The organism is Ensifer aridi (assembly GCF_002078505.1).
Lineage (GTDB): Bacteria > Pseudomonadota > Alphaproteobacteria > Rhizobiales > Rhizobiaceae > Sinorhizobium > Sinorhizobium aridi.
On record NZ_LUAV01000035.1, the window covers coordinates 335,596 to 353,954 of the forward strand.

The 18,359-nt window shown below is 62.1% G+C and carries 16 protein-coding genes; 5 read left to right on the forward strand and 11 right to left on the reverse strand.

Annotation, left to right across the window (positions count from 1 at the left end):
* Positions 1-32 precede the first annotated feature (32 nt).
* The 9 genes from AYK65_RS27515 to AYK65_RS27555 all read right to left on the reverse strand — a co-directional run bounded on the left by AYK65_RS27515 (position 33) and on the right by AYK65_RS27555 (position 9,836).
* Positions 33-1,145, reverse strand: coding sequence for an ABC transporter permease (locus AYK65_RS27515; RefSeq protein WP_081162320.1), 1,113 nt, complete (start codon positions 1,143-1,145; stop codon positions 33-35).
* A gap of 1 nt (position 1,146) precedes the next feature.
* Complete coding sequence (locus AYK65_RS27520; protein WP_034885464.1) at positions 1,147-2,292, reverse strand: ABC transporter permease; 1,146 nt, start codon at positions 2,290-2,292, stop codon at positions 1,147-1,149.
* Between the two features lie 5 nt (positions 2,293-2,297).
* Positions 2,298-4,052, reverse strand: coding sequence for an ATP-binding cassette domain-containing protein (locus AYK65_RS27525; protein WP_046116720.1), 1,755 nt, complete (start codon positions 4,050-4,052; stop codon positions 2,298-2,300).
* Positions 4,052-5,056 (reverse strand): secretion protein HlyD, encoded by a 1,005-nt coding sequence (gene hlyD / locus AYK65_RS27530; protein WP_081162322.1) that lies wholly within the window; start codon positions 5,054-5,056, stop codon positions 4,052-4,054. The genes AYK65_RS27525 and hlyD overlap by 1 nt, the downstream gene beginning before the upstream one ends.
* Positions 5,053-5,757, reverse strand: coding sequence for a CerR family C-terminal domain-containing protein (locus AYK65_RS27535; protein ID WP_046116722.1), 705 nt, complete (start codon positions 5,755-5,757; stop codon positions 5,053-5,055). The genes hlyD and AYK65_RS27535 overlap by 4 nt, the downstream gene beginning before the upstream one ends.
* A gap of 242 nt (positions 5,758-5,999) precedes the next feature.
* Positions 6,000-7,172 (reverse strand): HPP family protein, encoded by a 1,173-nt coding sequence (locus tag AYK65_RS27540; RefSeq protein ID WP_081162325.1) that lies wholly within the window; start codon positions 7,170-7,172, stop codon positions 6,000-6,002.
* Positions 7,173-7,439: 267 nt separating this feature from the next.
* The gene (locus AYK65_RS27545) at positions 7,440-8,792 is read right to left on the reverse strand and encodes a sensor histidine kinase (protein ID WP_081162327.1); all 1,353 of its coding nucleotides are present in this window, start codon (positions 8,790-8,792) and stop codon (positions 7,440-7,442) included.
* The gene (locus tag AYK65_RS27550) at positions 8,789-9,463 is read right to left on the reverse strand and encodes a response regulator transcription factor (protein ID WP_026615053.1); all 675 of its coding nucleotides are present in this window, start codon (positions 9,461-9,463) and stop codon (positions 8,789-8,791) included. The genes AYK65_RS27545 and AYK65_RS27550 overlap by 4 nt, the downstream gene beginning before the upstream one ends.
* Before the next feature lie 91 nt (positions 9,464-9,554).
* Entirely contained in the window at positions 9,555-9,836 is a 282-nt protein-coding gene (locus AYK65_RS27555; RefSeq protein ID WP_046116724.1) for a PepSY domain-containing protein, read from the reverse strand.
* Positions 9,837-10,112: 276 nt separating this feature from the next.
* Between AYK65_RS27555 and AYK65_RS27560 the strand changes: the two genes are divergently transcribed.
* From AYK65_RS27560 to AYK65_RS27575, 4 genes are all read left to right on the forward strand, one after another.
* Complete coding sequence (locus AYK65_RS27560; protein ID WP_081162330.1) at positions 10,113-11,840, forward strand: phosphoethanolamine transferase; 1,728 nt, start codon at positions 10,113-10,115, stop codon at positions 11,838-11,840.
* Positions 11,841-11,977: 137 nt separating this feature from the next.
* Positions 11,978-12,358: a hypothetical protein gene (locus AYK65_RS27565; protein ID WP_026615055.1), complete on the forward strand. Its 381-nt coding sequence runs from the start codon at positions 11,978-11,980 to the stop codon at positions 12,356-12,358.
* A gap of 288 nt (positions 12,359-12,646) precedes the next feature.
* On the forward strand, positions 12,647-13,312 hold the full coding sequence (locus AYK65_RS27570) for a metallophosphoesterase family protein (protein WP_026615056.1): 666 nt from the start codon (positions 12,647-12,649) through the stop codon (positions 13,310-13,312).
* Positions 13,313-13,384: 72 nt separating this feature from the next.
* Positions 13,385-14,059, forward strand: coding sequence for an HAD family hydrolase (locus AYK65_RS27575; RefSeq protein ID WP_046116726.1), 675 nt, complete (start codon positions 13,385-13,387; stop codon positions 14,057-14,059).
* Between the two features lie 85 nt (positions 14,060-14,144).
* On the opposite strand, the gene AYK65_RS27580 is transcribed toward AYK65_RS27575, so the two are convergent.
* Together AYK65_RS27580 and AYK65_RS27585 are read right to left on the reverse strand one after the other, a co-directional pair.
* Entirely contained in the window at positions 14,145-14,756 is a 612-nt protein-coding gene (locus AYK65_RS27580) for a class I SAM-dependent methyltransferase (protein WP_026615057.1), read from the reverse strand.
* A gap of 112 nt (positions 14,757-14,868) precedes the next feature.
* The gene (locus tag AYK65_RS27585) at positions 14,869-15,816 is read right to left on the reverse strand and encodes a hydrogen peroxide-inducible genes activator (protein WP_046116727.1); all 948 of its coding nucleotides are present in this window, start codon (positions 15,814-15,816) and stop codon (positions 14,869-14,871) included.
* Between the two features lie 159 nt (positions 15,817-15,975).
* Between AYK65_RS27585 and katG the strand changes: the two genes are divergently transcribed.
* Positions 15,976-18,159 (forward strand): catalase/peroxidase HPI, encoded by a 2,184-nt coding sequence (katG, locus tag AYK65_RS27590; RefSeq protein WP_046116728.1) that lies wholly within the window; start codon positions 15,976-15,978, stop codon positions 18,157-18,159.
* Positions 18,160-18,359: the final 200 nt, after the last annotated feature.

Consider the following 18,359-nt stretch of genomic DNA (forward strand, 5'->3'; position numbering starts at 1 on the left):
CGGCGGCCGCGAGGCCGCCATTTTTTGATCCGTCACTCCAGTCGGCGGCGGAAGAGCCAGGCCGCGGAGGAGAGCGTGACGATGGCGATCAGGCAGAGCGGCAGCGTCTGGCGGACGACTTCCGCAAGCGGGATATCCTTGAGGAAAACGCCTTTCACGATCACCAGGAAATAACGCAGCGGATTGATGAGGGTTACCGGTTGCAGCCAGGAGGGCATGTTCTCGATGGGCGTCGCGAAACCGGAGAGCAGCATGGCCGGCACCATGAACAGGAAGGCGCCGAGGATCGCCTGCTGCTGCGTCATCGACAGCGCCGAGATGAAGAGACCAAGCCCGACGACCGCGGCGAGATAGAAGATCGCGCTGCCATAGAGAAGGAGGAGCGAGCCGCGCAGCGGCACCCCGAAGACGAAAACCGCGGCAAGAATATAGATGGTGATGTGGAAGAGCCCGATCATCATCGGCGGAATCAGCTTGCCGAGCAGGATCTCGTGCGTGCGCAGTGGGGAGACAATGAGCTGGTCGAAGGTGCCGAGTTCGCGCTCGCGTGCAACGGACAGCGCGGTGACGATGAGCCCGATCAGCAGCGCGATACTCGCGACAAGGTTCGGCACCATGAACCATTGAAAGGTGAGGTTGGGATTGAACCAGTTGCGTGCCTCGACTTGAATGAGGTCGGATGCGGCGCGTTTGCCGGCGGGCGTTTCGGCCGCAACCGCGCCGACGATCCGCCCGACATAGCCGGAAACGATCTGCGAGGCGTTGGAGCGCCGCCCGTCGAGGATCACCTGCACCTCGGCCGGCCTTCCCGCCTCGATATCGCGGGAGAAGGTGGGGCCGATTTCGACGGCCGCGAGCACGCGCTGGGTGTCGAGCGCGAAGCGGACTTCCGCCGGACTGGCGGCGAGAGTGACGCTACGGAAGGTCGGCGATCCGCCGATCTGCTGGATGATTTCCTGGCTCCAGTGACCGTGGTCGCGGTTCAGCACGATCAGGTCGACGTTCTTCACCTCGAGCGTTGCTGCGTAGGAGAAGACAAGAAGCTGTAAGATCGGCGGGCCGATCAGGACCGTGCGGCCCTTCGGGTCGCGCAGCACCGCCAGCAGTTCCTTGACGATCAGGGCTTTCAGCCGCGTCCACCACATATCAGCCGATCCTCTTTTTGGTGCTGCGTGCCGCAAGCGCGAAAAATATGCAGCCGATCAGAAACATCACCGCAATCGAACGGGCGAACATCGGCCAGATGTCGCCGGCGAGAAACACCGTCTGGAGGCTCGGGATCAGGTAGCGCGCCGGCACGATATAGGTGATCCACTGGATGACGGTCGGCATGGAGTTGATCTCGAACAGAAAGCCGGACAGCAGGAAGGCAGGCAGGAAAGCCGAGATCAGCGCGAGCTGTGAGGCGAGGAACTGGTTCTTGGTGGCGGCCGAAATCAGCAGCCCTTGCCCGAGAGCCGGCATCAGGAAGGTTGCCGACAGCGCGTAAAGTGCGGCGATCGAGCCGCGGAAAGGTACACCGAAGAGGAAAACGGCGATGAGCACGCAGAGCGTCATCGACGTAAGGCCGAGGATGAAATAGGGGAGCAACTTGCCGGCGAGCAGTTCGGCGGCGGAGACCGGCGTCGCCATCATCGCCTCCATCGTGCCGCGCTCCCATTCGCGGGCGACGACGAGCGAGGTGAGCAACGTGCCGACCAGCGTCATGACGATCGCGATCGACCCCGGCACGAGGAAGTTCCGGCTCGTCAGTTCCGGATTGAACCAGAAGCGCTGATCGGCGGCGATTGCCGGTGGAGGGCTCCGGCCTTCGCTCGCGCGCTGGCGCTCCCAATTCGCGACGGTGCCTTGCGCGTAGTTCTGCACGAAGTTGGCCGTGTTCGGGTCCGAACCATCGACGATCACCTGGACCGTCGGGTGGCGCCCCGCCGCATGGTCGGCGGTAAAGCTTGCCGGAACGACCAGGATGCCGCGCACGCGGCCGAGCACGAGATCGTCCTCGAATTCTCGGCGGTCGCGACCGTTGACAACCGAAAAATAGCGGGACGCCTCGAAGCTCGCGGCCAGATCGCGGGTGAGCGGCGTCGCCTCCTCAATGACGAGGGCGACCCGCGTACGCGTCGTATCGAGGGACACGCCGTAGCCGAAGAGGAAGAGCAGGATCATCGGCAGGACGAAGGCGATCAGAATACTGCTCGGATCGCGCACCACCTGATAGCTCTCCTTGCGCACGAGCGCGGCGAAACGCCGTGCCCGGCCGGCTCGCTCCGGCTTGAGGTCGAGCTTGCGCATCACGTTCATGCCGCCTCCTTCGCCTCCGAGTCCTGCACGAGTGCCACGAAGGCGTCCTCCATCGTCGGATCGGGAAGGTCGTTGCTCGCGACGCGCGCCTTCATCTCGTCCGGCGAGCCGAGCGCAATAGAGCGGCCGCGATAGATGAGCGAGATGCGGTCGCAATATTCGGCCTCGTCCATGAAATGCGTAGTGACGAGAACGGTCACGCCCTTTTCGACGAGTCCATTGATATGGGTCCAGAATTCGCGCCGGGTGATCGGATCGACACCGGACGTCGGCTCGTCGAGGAAAAGCACTTCCGGCTCGTGCAGCACGGCTGAGGCAAGCGCGAGGCGCTGCTTGAGGCCAAGCGGTAAGTCCTTCGCCGACATGTCGTGGATCGAGCGAAAATCGAAGATCTCGGTCATGAGATCGATGCGCTCGCGCTTTCTGGCACCGGAAAGCCCGTAGACGCCGGCAAAGAAATTCAGGTTCTGGATGACGTTCAGGTCTCCATAGAGAGAGAATTTCTGCGCCATGTAGCCGAGCCGATTGCGCGCCTCGGCTGCGTCCCGCCGCAAGTCGAAGCCGGCGACCCGGCCCTCGCCGGCACTGGGCTTCAAAAGACCGCACAGCATTTTGAAGGTGGTCGATTTGCCCGCACCGTTCGGACCGAGCAGGCCAAAAATCTCGCCACGGGGGATGTCGAAGGTGATGCTATCGGCCGCGGTGAAATCGCCGAAACGTTTGGTCAACCCACGCGCTTCGATGACCGGTCTGCCCGCTTCCTCTGTGAAAGCCCTCTGCGTTTCGGCAAGTCTAGAGCGACCGCCCGGACCTCCGCCGAGCATGTCGACGAAGGCGTCCTCGAAGCGCGGCGGCGTGACGCTGGCGCGCGCGGGGGCCGCCCCGTCGTCGGTCCCGAGCGTGGGAGGGGGGAGGCCCGGTTTCATCACCAGTCGGATCGCTTCGCCCTGGATGACGCCGTCGATCACACCGTCCTGGTCGAGGAGACGCGCGAGCCTGTCGCGGCGGCGGCCATCGACGCCGGAAAGGCGGAAGACGCGATCTTCGACACGACCCGTCATCTCCTGCGGCGGACCGGAGAACAGCAGCCTTCCCTGGTTGAGCAGGAAGACGTGATCACAGGCCTCCGCCTCTTCGAGATAGGCGGTGGACCAGACGACGCCGATGCCTTCAGCCGTCAGATTTTCCACCATTTTCCAGAGGTCGCGCCGCGAAATCGGATCGACGCCGACGCCGGGCTCGTCGAGGAGCAGCAGACGCGGCTTGCGCAGAAGCGCGCAGGCGAGGCCAAGCTTCTGCTTCATGCCGCCGGAGAGCTTTCCGGCAAGCCGTGCCGTGAAGCGGGCGAGATCGGTGAATTCGAGCAGTTCGGCGAAGGTGCGGCCGCGCTCGGTCTTCGGCAGACCGCGCAGATCGGCGTAGAGATCGAGATTTTCCTGAACCGTCAGGTCCTCATAAAGACCGAAGCGCTGCGGCATATAGCCGATCGCCGCCTGGATGGCGCCGGGGTCCCTGCGCGTGTCGTAGCCGAGCACCTCGACGGTTCCTTCGTCCGCGAGCATCAGCCCCGTCATCAGCCGGATCAGCGTCGTCTTGCCGGCGCCGTCGGGACCGACGAGGCCGGTGATCCGGCCGCCCAGAATGACGCCTTCGATGGCGTCGAGGGCAGGGGATGCGGCGCCGAACCGCTTCGTGACGGCGGAGAGCCGGACAAAGGGGGCGGCGTCAATTTCCGTCCGCGGGGTCGGCATTATGAGCTCTCCCCAAAGCCTGGCAGATGCACGGTGACGGGCATGCCTTGGCGCAGGTCCGGACCCGGATTGGCGATGACGATCCTGAGCCTGTAGACGAGGTCGGTTCTAAGCTCCGGCGTCTCGACCGACTTCGGCGTGAATTCCGCAACCGGAGAGACGAAGCCGACGGTTCCTTCATAGGCGCGGTCGGGCGCCGTGTCGGACGTCACTCTGACCTTCATACCTGGGTGAACGCGGCCCAGATCGGGTTCGGCGATATAGGCGCGGACCCACACCGGTTCGGTCAGCGACAGCACGTAGACGGTGTCGGCCGGTGAAACGATCGCGCCGGTTTCGCGCACGCGCGAGAGGACGACGCCTGCGCCCGGGGCGACGAGTTCCGTGTCCTTGAGGGAGGTGCGGGCGCTAGCGGCCTTCGCGGTCGCCGCGTGCACCTGTGCCTCCGCGGCAGCTATGTCCTCGACGCGGCTTCCCTCTTTGAGCAGTTCCAGCGCATGACGGGCGGAGTTGGCGCGGGCGGCGGCGGCGGCGCGGCTTGCGCTTGCCTGATCGAGGTCGGCCTGCGAGATCGTGCCATTGGGCCGCAACTGCCGGGCGCGCTGATAGGCAAGCTCGGCGTTCTCGAGATCGGCAAGGCGTTCCTCATGAGCGGCACGCGCCTGCGCAATTTCGGTGGACCGCGCGCCGGCCTTGAGTTTTGAAAGCGTCGCCTTGAGGGCTTCCGCTTCCGCCTCGGCGGCGTCGAGCGCCTGCTGGAACGGCTCGGCGTCGAGCCTCGCGATCACGTCGCCCGCCTTGACTGTATCACCCTCGTCGACGCGGAGTTCGGCAATGCGTCCGCTGACCCGAAAGCCGAGCGAGACTTGGCGGATATCGACATTACCGTAAAGCACCTGCTGCCGGTTTTCTTTCGCAAAGCCGAGGCGCGCCGGCACGTCGAACCACCAGCCGCCGGCGGTCGCCGCGGCGAGCAGAATAACGAGAATGGCGATCTTCCTCATGATTGGCGGTCCTTCTCTGCACCGAGCACAGCGACAAGCTCGGCGGCGTGACGCTGCAATATCTCGAGTTCGCGCGGGCCTGCCGTTTCCCATTCGAGCTGCGCGTAGACGGCTGCATGGGCCGTACGGAAGACGAGAACGCTGCCAACGAAGGAGAGCGTCCTCAGGCGTATGTGTTCGGAGGCCGGATCGTCCTTGAGGATGGCGCCGATCAGGCGCCGTGCCATCTCGATCATCGGTCGCATGATATTGCCGTAGATGCGCCTGAAAGCCTCGGTCGGCTCCATCTGCTCGCGAATAATGAACCGCGCCCAGCTTTCGGATTCCTCGCTGACGAAGAGAACAACCATGCGTTGGACGATCTGGGTGAGGTACTGTCGTGCCTCCGCGGCGGTCATCTGCGCGCCCTGAGCATCGAGCTCCGCGAACCGTGTCAGGATGGCCCCGCGTAGGTCGCCGACGTGGCTACCGATGATCGAGGCGAGGTGCTCGGCCGCGGCAATGAAAAGCCCTTCCTTGCCGCCGAAGTAATAAGGGATCGCTTGGAGATTGACACCCGCCGCATCTGCGAGCTTCCGCGTCGTAGCGCCGTCGAAGCCGTAGCGTCCGAAGACGTCGATGGCCGAGTTCAAGAGCTTCTCGCGGGTTACGTCGCCGCGCTCGGCCCGAAGCTGCGTGGTGTGGTCGCTGTCTTTCATCATGGGCTCATGTTATGCCATTCGCTCGAATAAGTCAATCGATCGAATGAAATCAAGCGCAGCTTATCACTACAGAGCCGTGTGTCTTTCCAGACGCACAAAGCACGCTGTAGCACTTTGAATTGCTGCATGTTTTTGTCCTTAAATCGGGTACGATTTAAGGAAACATGCAGTAGGACGGCCGAACACACGCTAAGCGCGTACGCATGAGGGCCTGACGAAAATTGCTAAAAAGAAGCGGCGGATCAGGCGACCTCCTGGACGGCGTCCAGTCGGCGCTGGAAAAGGGCAGCGATGAGGTCCGACTGCGTGACGATGCCGACGACCCGGTTGTCGGCGTCGACGACAGGCATGTGGTGCAGCCCCATATCGGCCATCGGTGGCACCAGCTTCGCGATCATCGTTTCCGGCACGGCCGACTGCACGCGCCTCGTCATGATATCGGAAACCAGAAGGGGCGATTTCGCCGGCAAGCCGATGATATTGCCGATCCGCTCGCGCAGGCCGACCTGCAGCCGTCCGTCGGGCGTGAGCGTCGCGTGCTTCATGAACTCCGTTTGAGTGATGATCCCGACAAGGCCATCGGCTTCCGTCACCACCGGCAAGGCCTTGATGCGGTGCTCGAGCAGCATTTTCCAAGCCTTGCGCAGCGGCGCCTGCGGCTCGATGGTCAACACATCGCGCGACATGATCTCCGCGCAAGTGGTCTCGCCAGAGCGTCGGGTGAAGGCGCGAGTCTGCGCCTGATGGATAAACGCATCCAGTTCCTCGGGACTGACGTCGACCACCTCACCATACTGTGCCAGCACGGCCTGCAAATCTTCTGGCACGACCCCGAGACGCTGGCTGGGAACGGGATCATGGGTTTGATGCGGGTTCGGCGCGGGCGCGAGATGCGGATAGCGTCGGCCGGTGAGATTGTTGAAGGCGAGCGCGGCTGTCAGGATGACCAGCGAATTGATGGCGACCGGAGAGAGCACGAATGCATAACCTGCCTCGCGAATGACGGGCCCCCCGAGCACCGCAGTGAGCGCGACAGCCCCGCTCGGCGGATGCAGGCAACCAAGGACCAGCATGACGCCGATCGCGAGCGCGACGGCAATAGCGGCTGCCACCACCGGATTAGGAATGAGCAAGGCGCAGGTGACGCCGACGGTCGCGGAAACGACATTGCCGCCGAGAATCGACCAGGGCTGCGCGAGCGGGCTCGAAGGTGCGGCGAAGAGCAGCACGGCTGAGGCGCCCATCGGCGCGATGAGCAGCGGCAGGCTGGCATCCGCGCCTACCGCAACCGTGCTGATGAATCCCGTCGACAGGACTCCGACGAGAGCGCCGCACGATGCGCGCAAGCGTTCCCAATGGCTGATCGGCGCAAGCGATGGGAGGAAGCGCCGGAAGAAGGCCGAGGCTTTGAACATGGATACTCTTGAGGCAGGTCGAGAGATGTTGCACAGCCCAATAGCATGTGATCAATCGCTGGGCACGAAATCCGCATCCAAGAAAATGCGTCAGATTAAAAAATAAGCATCGTGCCTACTGCATGTCTCCTTAAATCGACTCGATCTAAGGACCAAGACATGCAGCAACTGAAAAAGCTACAGCGACTTTGCGCGTCTGATAAGACGCGCGGCGCTGTAGCAAACATTCCTCGCGCGAGGGCGCTGTCCGAACAGCGAAGACGTGATTCACAGCGATGCGGCGAAATCGACCGCAATTTTCGTTCCCTTGTCCGGCGCTGTGTCGATCGCGATCTTCGCCTTGTGAAGTCCGGCGATCCGGTGAACGATCTTGAGACCCAGTCCGAGTTCGCCCGAGCGCTTGACATAGCCGAGATCCTCATTGTGTTCCGGGAGATCCACAAGTCCCTTGCCATTATCCTCGACGGAGACAAGCGGTCCTGGGCCGCAGGTGACCACGATGCGGGTGCCTTCCGGATTGTGCTTCACGGCATTCTCAATCAGGTTGCGCAGCATGTTCTCGACGAGGGCCGGGATCACCGTCACCGGCGTCGTGCCGTGGTCGACGAATTCGATGGATTTGCCGTGGTCGAACACGAAAGGCGCCGTGGCCTCGGCAACGTCCGCGCCGATCAGCGAGAGACTCGCGCGTCGATAGGCTTCGGGATCGACGGCATCGGCACGGGCGAGCGAGGTCAATTGCTCAAGGATGTGCGTCAGCGCATCGAGATCGCGCTCGGCGTTACGGGCACGAGGATCGTCGATGCGGCTCAGTTCCATCTTGGCGATCGAAACCGGCGTGCGGATCTCGTGTGCGATGGAGGAAGAGAACACCTTCTGCGACTGGATCAGGTCGGCAACACGCGCCAGCAGACGGTTGACGGCCGCGACGAGACGCTCGACCTCCTGCGGCATGCGGGCCGAGGGTAGCCGGGCATTGCCGTCGCGCGGATCGATTGCATCGGCGGCTCGGACCGCCATCGCTACCGGCTTGAGCGCGTTGCGGATCGACCAGATCGTCGCGCCGATGACGAGGCAGAACATCAGCGTCATTGGAACGATCATCGAATCGAACATCTCGCGGAGCAGCACGCTGTACATGAAGCCGTTCGGGTCCTTAATCACCGCGAGTTCGACGAGGACCGTCACGCCGTTGCGTTCGAAGGATTGGCCTCCCGCGACACTGAAGGGCTTGCCTGGCTCGATCTGCCGCATCCAGAAGCTCGGGGGGTTAACCTCCAGCGGCAGAAAATGCGCGGCGCAGTCTGACGTGCAATTGGAGAAGAGCACGGAGCCGGACGTGGTGCGTACCCGGACATAGATCGCCCCTGGCCGTCCGTCCCGATCAAGATAACGCTCCCTTAGCTCGGTGCCTGGCTTGAATGTCACGAGCCCGTCATGAATGGCGATGGCCCGCGAGAGGGTCTCGGTCTCCTCTTGCAGCATTAAGACGCTGAGTTCGTCGTCGTCAAACCAGTAGTCGGCGAAAACCACGCCGATCTGCAGAATCATGGCCAGCAGCGAAAAGGCGATGATTCGTCGTGCAACGATGCCGATCAGCGAGGGATTGCGCTTTCTCATAGAGCGGTCCGGAGCAGATAGCCGATGCCGCGCACGGTTTCGATCTGGACACCCGTCGCGAGCGGCTGCAACCGCTTTCGAACTCTGGACACGGCTAACTCGAGCGCATTCGAGCTGAGTTCCTGCCCGTATTCCGATAGCGCGATCTCCAGCCGGCGCTTCGGAACCACGCGTCCCACCTCGCGCATCAGGATCTCGAGCAGGGAGCGTTCGCGTGGGGGGAGGGGTATCATCGCCCCGTCGCAGGTGAGCTCTGCCGTCGCCGGATCGAAGCGCAAGGCGCCGGCTTCGAGCACCGGCTGTATCGCTTGCGGGTTGCGCCTCAACATGGCCCTGCAGCGGGACAAGAGTTCGCGATGGTGAAAAGGCTTCACAAGATAATCGTCGGCCCCGGCATCCAGCCCCTGCACCCGCTCATCGACGGAACCACGGGCCGTGATGATCAACACCGGCAGGCCGGCATGCTCCTGTCTTATCCATTTCAAAAGGTCGAGACCATCTCCGTCGGGGAGGCCGAGATCGAGAAGGACGAGATCGTGCTCTCGCTCGGTGATCGCTGCCTCTGCCTCGCGTAGGCTCGATACCGCATCGAGCCGCCATCCTGCCTCTCGCATGGTCTCGCCGACGAGCTCGATGAGGCGGGGACTGTCTTCGACGAGCAGCAAGCGCATGCGTTTTCCTGAGTTCAAGCCATGTCACGGCCGCTGACCATAGGGGCTTTTGGTCAAAGTGCCAACGTTCCGCAAGCTGCGCTCTTCCGCTCTAATTCTCAACTTCCGCCCTAACGATCTCTGCCGTTACGGGGTTCATGTAGACGTCGGCGCGTCCGTGCTTCCTTGTGAACGCTAAGATCTCGTAGCACGAGCCGATGACCTTGATCGCGCGCACCTCCTGGTAGCCCGCCTCATGGATTCTGACGGTCGCAGCATCGGGGGTCATCCAGGCCGATCGCGGCTCATTCGTGCAGGACATGTCGTCCTCAGCGGCGTGAGCGAGGCCGGGAAGAGCGACCGCGGCCAACGCGCAAACAAGTAACGGTTTCATAGCCAGCTCCCTTGATCAACATGCCACCTCAGCGAGTCGGGGCGAGACCCTGCCTTCGCAAGCCTGTCGAAAGGCTGTCCGCTGCTCGTATCTCGTAAAGCAGCCCCGCTCTTCCACGATCCTTCGCCGACAGCGCTTCGACAGCTTGCCCGCTGTACTGCCGGAAGCGTCGAGACGCACCGCCGATTCGGGCGGAGTGATCTGCCGGGCGGCCGTGCAACAATCCCGGCGTAGTCAAGCGAGAGCAACGAGCTCGCATTCTTGGAGAAAAGTGTTTTGACCATCTTCAGAATTCGCCGGCCCGAGATCGGCAGTATTGCGTTGACCGCGATCGTCACCCTCTATCTGTTGCTGTTGACCAACAATTCTTTCTGGAGCCATGCGATAGTCTATTTCGATCGCGCCTGGCCCGGCCTGCTGTCGCTCGGCGCTGCGCTCTGCCTCACGACATTCGCCGTGCTGACGTCCCTGTCTATGAAGTACGTGATGAAGCCGGTGATCATTCTTCTGATCGTCATATCGGCCGCCGCCGCCTATTTTACCGACAGCTTCGGGGTGGTCATCGACAAGGGCATGATCGGCAATGCCGCTGTTACGACCGGGGCCGAGGCCAGTCACCTGCTGACGGGCAGCCTCCTGCTTCATCTCGCGCTCTACGCCTTAATTCCGTCGCTTCTGATCATCTGGATAAAGGTGAGACACCGACGCTTTCTGGCAAAAGCGGCCGTCAATTTCCTTTTCATAGCGCCGGCGCTGGTTCTGAGCGGCGCGCTCATCTACGCCAATTTTGCGACGATCGCCTACGCGTTGCGAGAGCACCGGGATCTGATGGTGAGGTTCAACCCCGCAGGCCCGGTGACTTCGGCGGTGCGTTACGCCCTCTCCACATACCGCGAGCGCAATCTGGTCGTGCAGCCGCTTGGAACCGACGCGAAAGGGGGAACTCGAATTGCAAATGCCGGCAAGCCCATCGTGGTCGTCGTGGTCGCGGGCGAGACCGCGCGGGCGATGAATTTTTCGCTGAATGGCTATCACCGCGAGACCAATCCGGAGCTCAAGGCGCTCGAGGTCGTCAACTACCGCAATACGACGAGCTGCGGTACGGCGACCGCCGTGTCATTGCCCTGCATGTTTTCCGTCTATCCGCGCAAGCAATATAGCGACTGGAAGGCCCGCTCCACGGAGAACCTGGTCAATGTGTTGACGCATGCCGGTGTTTCGGTCACGTGGTGGGACAACAATACCGGCAGCAAGGGCATCGCCGACCTCATCAGCTTCGCGAGCATGACCCGGCAGAAGAAGAATCCGCTCTGCAAGAACGGCGAGTGCCTCGATGAGATCTTCCTGGACCAACTTGACAGGAAGCTCGGCGCGACGACGGCAAACAGTGTCATCGTGCTGCACCAGCTCGGCAGCCACGGCCCGTCCTATTACCTGCGCTATCCCGAGGCGTTCCGCCGCTTCACCCCCGACTGCCGTACGGCGGAGCTGATGCGTTGCTCTACCGAGGAAATCGTCAACGCGTACGACAACACGATTCTCTACACAGACCACATCCTCGCCAGTGTCGCACGACTCCTCGAAAAGCATCAGGATCGCATCGCCGGGGCGATGATCTACATGTCCGACCACGGCGAGTCGCTCGGCGAGAACGGCATCTATCTGCACGGCGCGCCTTATGCGATCGCGCCAAAGGAGCAGACGCAGGTGCCCTTCCTTGCCTGGTTCTCGAAGCCATACCAGGCGGCAATGGGCATCGACACCGGCTGCCTTGCGAACGATGCCGATGAGCCGAGATCGCATGACAACCTGTTTCATACCGTCCTCGGCATGATGGACGTGCGGACCAAGGTCTATAACCGCAATCTCGACGCTTTTGCCGCCTGTACGCGGCCGGATGTCCGGGAGAAGACAACGCCGGCTTACCATGCGGCGCAGAATTTAGGGCCTACAGCGCCGGTCGACGAGCCGCCGCGGGCGAGATCGGCGCCCGATTTTCTGTAATCGTGCCAAGGCGACGGATCCAAGGACTATGAAGGCGAGGGAAGCTGTCGAAGATTTGTCAAATCTGGTAGACTTCGCCGCGGCCGCGCCATCCGCGTTTCACCCTTGGCGCGGCGCGGCCGTAATAGGAGGTACCGATGCAGTTCGCCGGGATTCAAGTCTACCCGGAGCGCGGCGGCAAGGCGGGATTCACCGTCGAATTCGTCGCCACCACCGGAGAAATCGTGTCGGTCACTTGCCCGCAGAACGCCGAAGGAACCCTGAACAGAATGAATTCGGTTGCGCGCGCAAAAGAGATACTCGCAGCGGCAGTGAAAGCCGACGAGGCGCTTCTCGGCATTACCGGAACGAGGCGATCTCCTTCGGTTCCTGAAGGAGCAATGGCGACCGCGCGCCAGGCGCATGACCAGCACGCAATGGAAGAGCAACTGGAAGAGGGGCTCGAAGACACGTTTCCGGCAAGCGATCCGGTCTCTATAACCAGTTCGGCGATCCCGAAGGGGTCCTCTCATCATTGATCCTGCGCCGTAGCGCCGCTCATCGCATCCGATAAATCCGATTCCGGTCGACGATAGAATGCGATAGAGCTTTCTTGCGTAGCGCATGCTTCGCGGCCAGCGCCATTGGGGCACGCCTTGCAGCGCCGTGTCTTTTCCCACCGCACGAAAGACGCTGTAACGCTTTGAATTGGTTTGTCTTTGGATTGAATCCGATTTAAGGAACCATGCACAGGACCGTAGGCGGTCGATTCCTTGTCAGCAGCGAAAGGAGAGAGCCGTCTTGGACGAGCATAGGAGAACCGGTTCATGAATGGCCGGCGCTTGACTTTCGCGGTCGGTGATATTCACGGTTGCCTCGGACAGCTCGAAACCCTGCTGACGGGTATCGAAGCTGCCGCCCCGGGCGGCAGGGTCATCTTCCTCGGCGACCTGGTGGACCGCGGCCCGGACAGCCGCGGCGTCGTCGAACGGATCATGGCCGGACCGCAAAATCCTGCCTGGCAATGGCTCACTCTCAAGGGCAATCATGAGGAAATGCTGCTGTCGGCGCGAAAGGGTGTGGCTGAAATGGCCACCTGGCTGCTGAATGGCGGGGAAGAGACCCTGGCCTCCTATGGTGGCGCCATACCCTTGAGTCATCTCGTATGGATGACAGAACTGCCGTCGATCATCATCGAGCGCCACCGCATCTTCGTGCATGCCTGCGTCGACGAGAATATTCCTCTGGAGGAGCAGGGCGACGATATCCTGTTGTGGATGCGCATGGACCCGAATTATTCGGGTAGCTATTGGGGCAAACATGTATGCCACGGGCACACGCCGAGCCGGAGCAATCCCAGAACCGTCGGCAACAGGACCAATGTCGACTCGGGTGCTGTCTTCGGCGGCGTGCTCTCCTGCGCCGTCTTCGACGATGACAGGCCGGGCGGGCCGATCGATTTTCTCGTGACCGACGATCACGGTTTGCGCTAGCCATTGTAGGACGTCTTCTGAGGCGGTAGGTGTGCGATGCATCCGCCCTGAGCGCATCATAAGGAAATCGATTTGGATACTTCGTCCTCTGCAATTTTCACGAAGAACTTTGCCGCCCTGCTGTTCGACATGGACGGCACGCTGCTCAACTCGATGGCCGTCGTCGAAAGGGTCTGGGGCGCCTGGGCGGTTCGCAACGGGATCGACCCTATCGCCTTTCTGCCATCAGTGCACGGCGTGCGCGCGGTCGACACGATCAGCAAACTCGGTCTGCTGATAGACCCCGTCCAGGAGGCGCGCGACCTTGCTGAGGCGGAAATCGCCGACGTCGAGGGTATCGTCGAGATTCCCGGCGCCCGCGCCTTCCTGAACGCGCTTCCGCCGGAGAAGTGGGCGATCGTCACCTCAGCGCCGCTCGAACTGGCCGCGCGCCGGCTTGCCGCGGCAAGCATCCCTCTTCCGCGCCTCATGGTGACGGGCGAGGACGTCTCGGCCGGCAAGCCCGATCCGCAGGGTTACCTTCTTGCGGCAGCCAGGCTTGGCGTGCGCCCTGAGGATTGCCTCGTCTTCGAGGATGCCCCGGCGGGCATTCTGGCCGGCAAAGCCGCCGGCGCCGAGGTCGCCGTCATCACCGGGGCGCACGCAGCCGCGAGCGGAACACCGCACGTCACGCTGGAACATTACACGGATGTCGAAGCACGCCTCGGCACGGATGGGCGGCTGTCGCTGCACCGCCGCTATCGCTGATCATGGGTCGGTGCCGAGGGCATTGCTCGCATCTTGAGCACCGGGCCAAGCCCATGCGCGCTTGGCCGCCGCCGTGGGGTTCTCGTCAGTTCGGACGGGCGCTGCCTTCGTACATGAAGGTCATCGGCTTCGGCCCGGCCATGTAGCCGGTCTCGACCCTGTCGATCCGGAAACCGGAGCCTTCTATCATAGACTGGATCGGGCGATTGAGATGACAGCCGCCGCTGATGCGCCGCCAGACCGGCGTGAGGCTATCCTGCCACCAGCGCACTCCACGATCAGGCGACAGCCCGTGTTCGACGAAAAGCAGCTTGCCTTCCGGTCTGAGTACGCGGCGCATTTCCGCGAGCGCCGCCGAGGCCCCCGGAATGGTGCACAAGGTCCAGGTCGTCACGACCGTGTCGACGCTGCTGTCATCGAGCGGAATGGCCTCTGCAGACGCTTCGATAAAGCTCACCGGTATCTCAGGACGCGGGGCGCGGCGCGCCAAAGCCAGAAGACTTGGCGCGGGCTCGAGCGCCAGTACTTCCCGCACGGCCGGACGATAGAATGGCAGGTTCAGTCCGGAGCCGCTGCCGACCTCCAGGACACGGCCATCAGCCGCGCCGATCACGCGCTCGCGATAGGGGCGCAGGCGCTCGTTGCGCATTGAAAGGTCGCAGAGCTTCGGCAGTATGACGTCGCTGTAGATGCCCATCGAGAGCTCCTCCCACGTCGACTCTCCTGCCGCTTCGGCCGTATGGCAAGTCACCAGATGCGGAGATGATTCACGCGGCACGCTGGCGCCCGACGGACTCGCCTCTACCCGTTCAGGCCGGGCGCCTCTCTGGTCCAGCCCCACCGGCGATCGAAAAATGCCGTTCGCGCGCGGCATCGGCTGACCGGCGAACCACCTCCGAAATCTGCAGAAGCTGTTTGGACAGGGGCGTCGAATTGCGCCAAATCATCCCTATCGTGCGGGAAGGCCGGGGAGCCTGGAAACGAGAGATCGAGACATGCGCTGAGCGCGTTTCCACCGGCACTGCCATCTCCGGGATCAACGTTATACCGATACCTGCACTGACCATCTGGACCAAGGTGGAGAGTGAGCTACCCTCCATGACTTCTCGGGGTCGCGTCGATCCTATACTGCAGAACGACAGAGCCTGCTCGCGGAAGCAGTGCCCTTCCTCGAGCAGAAGCAATCGCATCTCGCGCAGCGCCTCGCGTTCGGGTACCGGCTTGCGCTCGTCTTCGTGGCGTCGGACCAGAACGAACTCCTCCTCGAACAACTTGAGCTCGGTGAAAGAGGGTTCCGATACAGGCAACGCAACGATTGCCGTGTCCAACTCGCCTTGCGCCAGTTCTTGAATCAATTTTGTCGTTTGCGTCTCACGCACCTGTATTTGAATACCGTCAAACGTTCTGTTGAGGTCGTTTATGATGGCCGGTAACAAGTAGGGCGCAATCGTTGGAATGACACCGATTCTGAGGCGCGCCAGGAACGGATCTCGGGAAGCTCGGGCCAGGTCCCCCAATTCATCCACAGCACGAAGAATGTCGCGGACCCGTAGCGCGAACGTCTGACCGAACGCGGTCAGTTTCACTTCACGTGCGCTGCGTTCGAAGAGGTCGCTGCCCAATTCTTCTTCAAGTTCCTTGATTTGCATCGATAGCGCTGGCTGAGAAATCGCGCAGGCGTCGGCGGCGAGCCGAAAGCGACCATGACGTGCCAAAGCCTCGAAATAGCGAAGCTGTTTCAGAGTGAGATTTTTCATAACTTCAACTTATCGCGACGATCAGTAAATCCAACTTAAATTTATGAGACACTTCCGATAAGAAGAAATCAAGGGGAGGGTGCCTGCCGCCCAAAGCATGCAGCTCTTCGCGGGCACGCTGCCTTTAAAGGTGGCCTCATCAAGGAACAGGAGATAACCATGGACCAGAAAACTGAAAACGCGGGCAAATGTCCTGTCGCACATACGGCACCGAGAGGCAGGTCCAACCGCGACTGGTGGCCGGACCAGCTGGACGTCCAGGTTCTGCACCGGCATTCCGGTCTTTCCGACCCGCTGGGCAAGGCGTTCAACTACGCCGAGGAGTTCAAGAAGCTCGATCTCGACGCGCTGAAGAAGGACCTGCATGCGCTGATGACGGATTCGCAGGATTGGTGGCCGGCCGACTTCGGTCACTACGGCGGCCTCTTCATCCGCATGGCCTGGCACAGCGCCGGCACCTACCGCATCACCGACGGCCGCGGCGGCGCCGGCCAGGGCCAGCAGCGCTTCGCGCCGCTCAATAGCTGGCCGGATAACGCCAATCTCGACAAGGCCCGCCGTCTCTTGTGGCCGATCAAACAGAAATACGGCAACAGGATTTCCTGGGCGGATCTGATGATCCTCACCGGCAACGTCGCGCTCGAATCCATGGGCTTTAAGACTTTCGGTTTTGCCGGTGGCCGTGCCGATGTGTGGGAACCCGAGGAACTGTTCTGGGGGCCGGAAGGCACATGGTTGGGCGACGAGCGCTATAGCGGCGAACGGCAATTGGCCGAGCCGCTCGCTGCCGTGCAGATGGGTCTCATCTATGTCAACCCGGAGGGCCCGAACGGCAATCCGGACCCGGTCGCTGCCGCGCACGACATCCGCGAGACCTTCGCCCGCATGGCGATGAACGACGAAGAGACCGTGGCGCTGATTGCCGGCGGCCACACCTTCGGCAAGACGCATGGCGCCGGCGATCCGTCGTTCATCGGTCCGGACCCTGAAGGCGGCGCGATCGAGGATCAGGGGCTTGGTTGGAAGAGCACCTTCGGCACAGGTGTCGGCAAGGACGCGATCACGGGCGGACCGGAAGTGACCTGGTCACAGACGCCGACCCGGTGGAGCAACTATTTCTTCGAGAATCTTTTCAACTACGAATGGGAGCTGACCAAGAGCCCGGCTGGTGCCCATCAATGGAAGGCGAAGAATGCCGATGCTTCCATCCCGGACGCCTATGACGCGTCCAAGAAGCATCTTCCCACCATGCTGACCACCGACCTGTCGCTCCGCTTCGACCCGATTTACGAGAAGATCTCGCGCCGCTTCCTCGAAAACCCGGATCAGTTCGCCGACGCCTTCGCCCGCGCCTGGTTCAAGTTGACCCACCGCGACATGGGTCCGAAGGTTCGCTATCTCGGCCCGGAAGTCCCGGCGGAAGACTTGATCTGGCAGGACGTGATCCCGGCCGTCGACCACAAGCTAGTTGACGATAAGGATGTCGCCGACCTCAAGGCCAAAGTCCTTGCCTCCGGCCTCTCGGTGCAGGAACTGGTTTCCACGGCCTGGGCTTCGGCTTCGACCTTCCGCGGCTCCGACAAGCGCGGCGGCGCCAATGGTGCGCGCATCCGCCTCGCACCGCAGAAGGACTGGGAAGTCAACCAGCCGGCGCAGCTCGCGAAGGTTCTCTCCGTTCTTGAGGGCATCCAGAAGGACTTCAACGCCGCCCAGAACGGCGGCAAAAAGATCTCGCTTGCCGACCTGATCGTGCTTGCAGGTAGCGCCGGCGTCGAGAAGGCGGCGAAGGCCGGCGGCCACGACGTCACAGTGCCGTTCACGCCGGGTCGCATGGATGCGTCGGAGGCACAGACCGATGCGGCCTCCTTCGCCGCGCTGGAACCCCGTGCAGACGGTTTCCGTAACTATGTTAGCAGCCGCCGCCGGCAGTTCATGAAGCCGGAAGAGGCGCTGGTGGACCGGGCCCAGCTGCTGACGCTTACGGCGCCGGAAATGACGGTGCTCGTCGGCGGCCTGCGTGTGCTGAAGGCGGGCGAGCCGGAGCATGGCGTCTTCACCTCCCGTCCTGAGGCGTTGACGAACGACTTCTTCGTCAACTTGCTCGACATGGGCACGCAGTGGTCGCCCATTGCCGACAAGGAAGGTGTCTACGAAGGGCGCGATCGCAAGACGAACGAAGTCAAGTGGACCGGTACCCGCGTCGACCTCATCTTCGGCTCGCATTCCCAACTGCGTGCCTTCGCGGAGGTCTATGCCCAGTCCGACGCCAAAGAGAAGTTTGTCAGGGACTTCGTTGCAGCCTGGACGAAAGTGATGAACGCCGATCGATTTGACCTGGTCTAATCGGCAAGGCCTCGGCTTGGACGTGGCTTTGAGCTGCGTCCAAGCCGGCGAGTTCGCGGTGAATTGCGACTTGCGCGGAACTATCCAAAACGTTGACGTTGACGAGCGCGTCGAGAGGCGAGAGTGTCGCATATCTAACTGGCTCATATGTCGCATCTCTAAAATGCCGCTACACACGCTGTGGCGGCCAGGTTGAAATG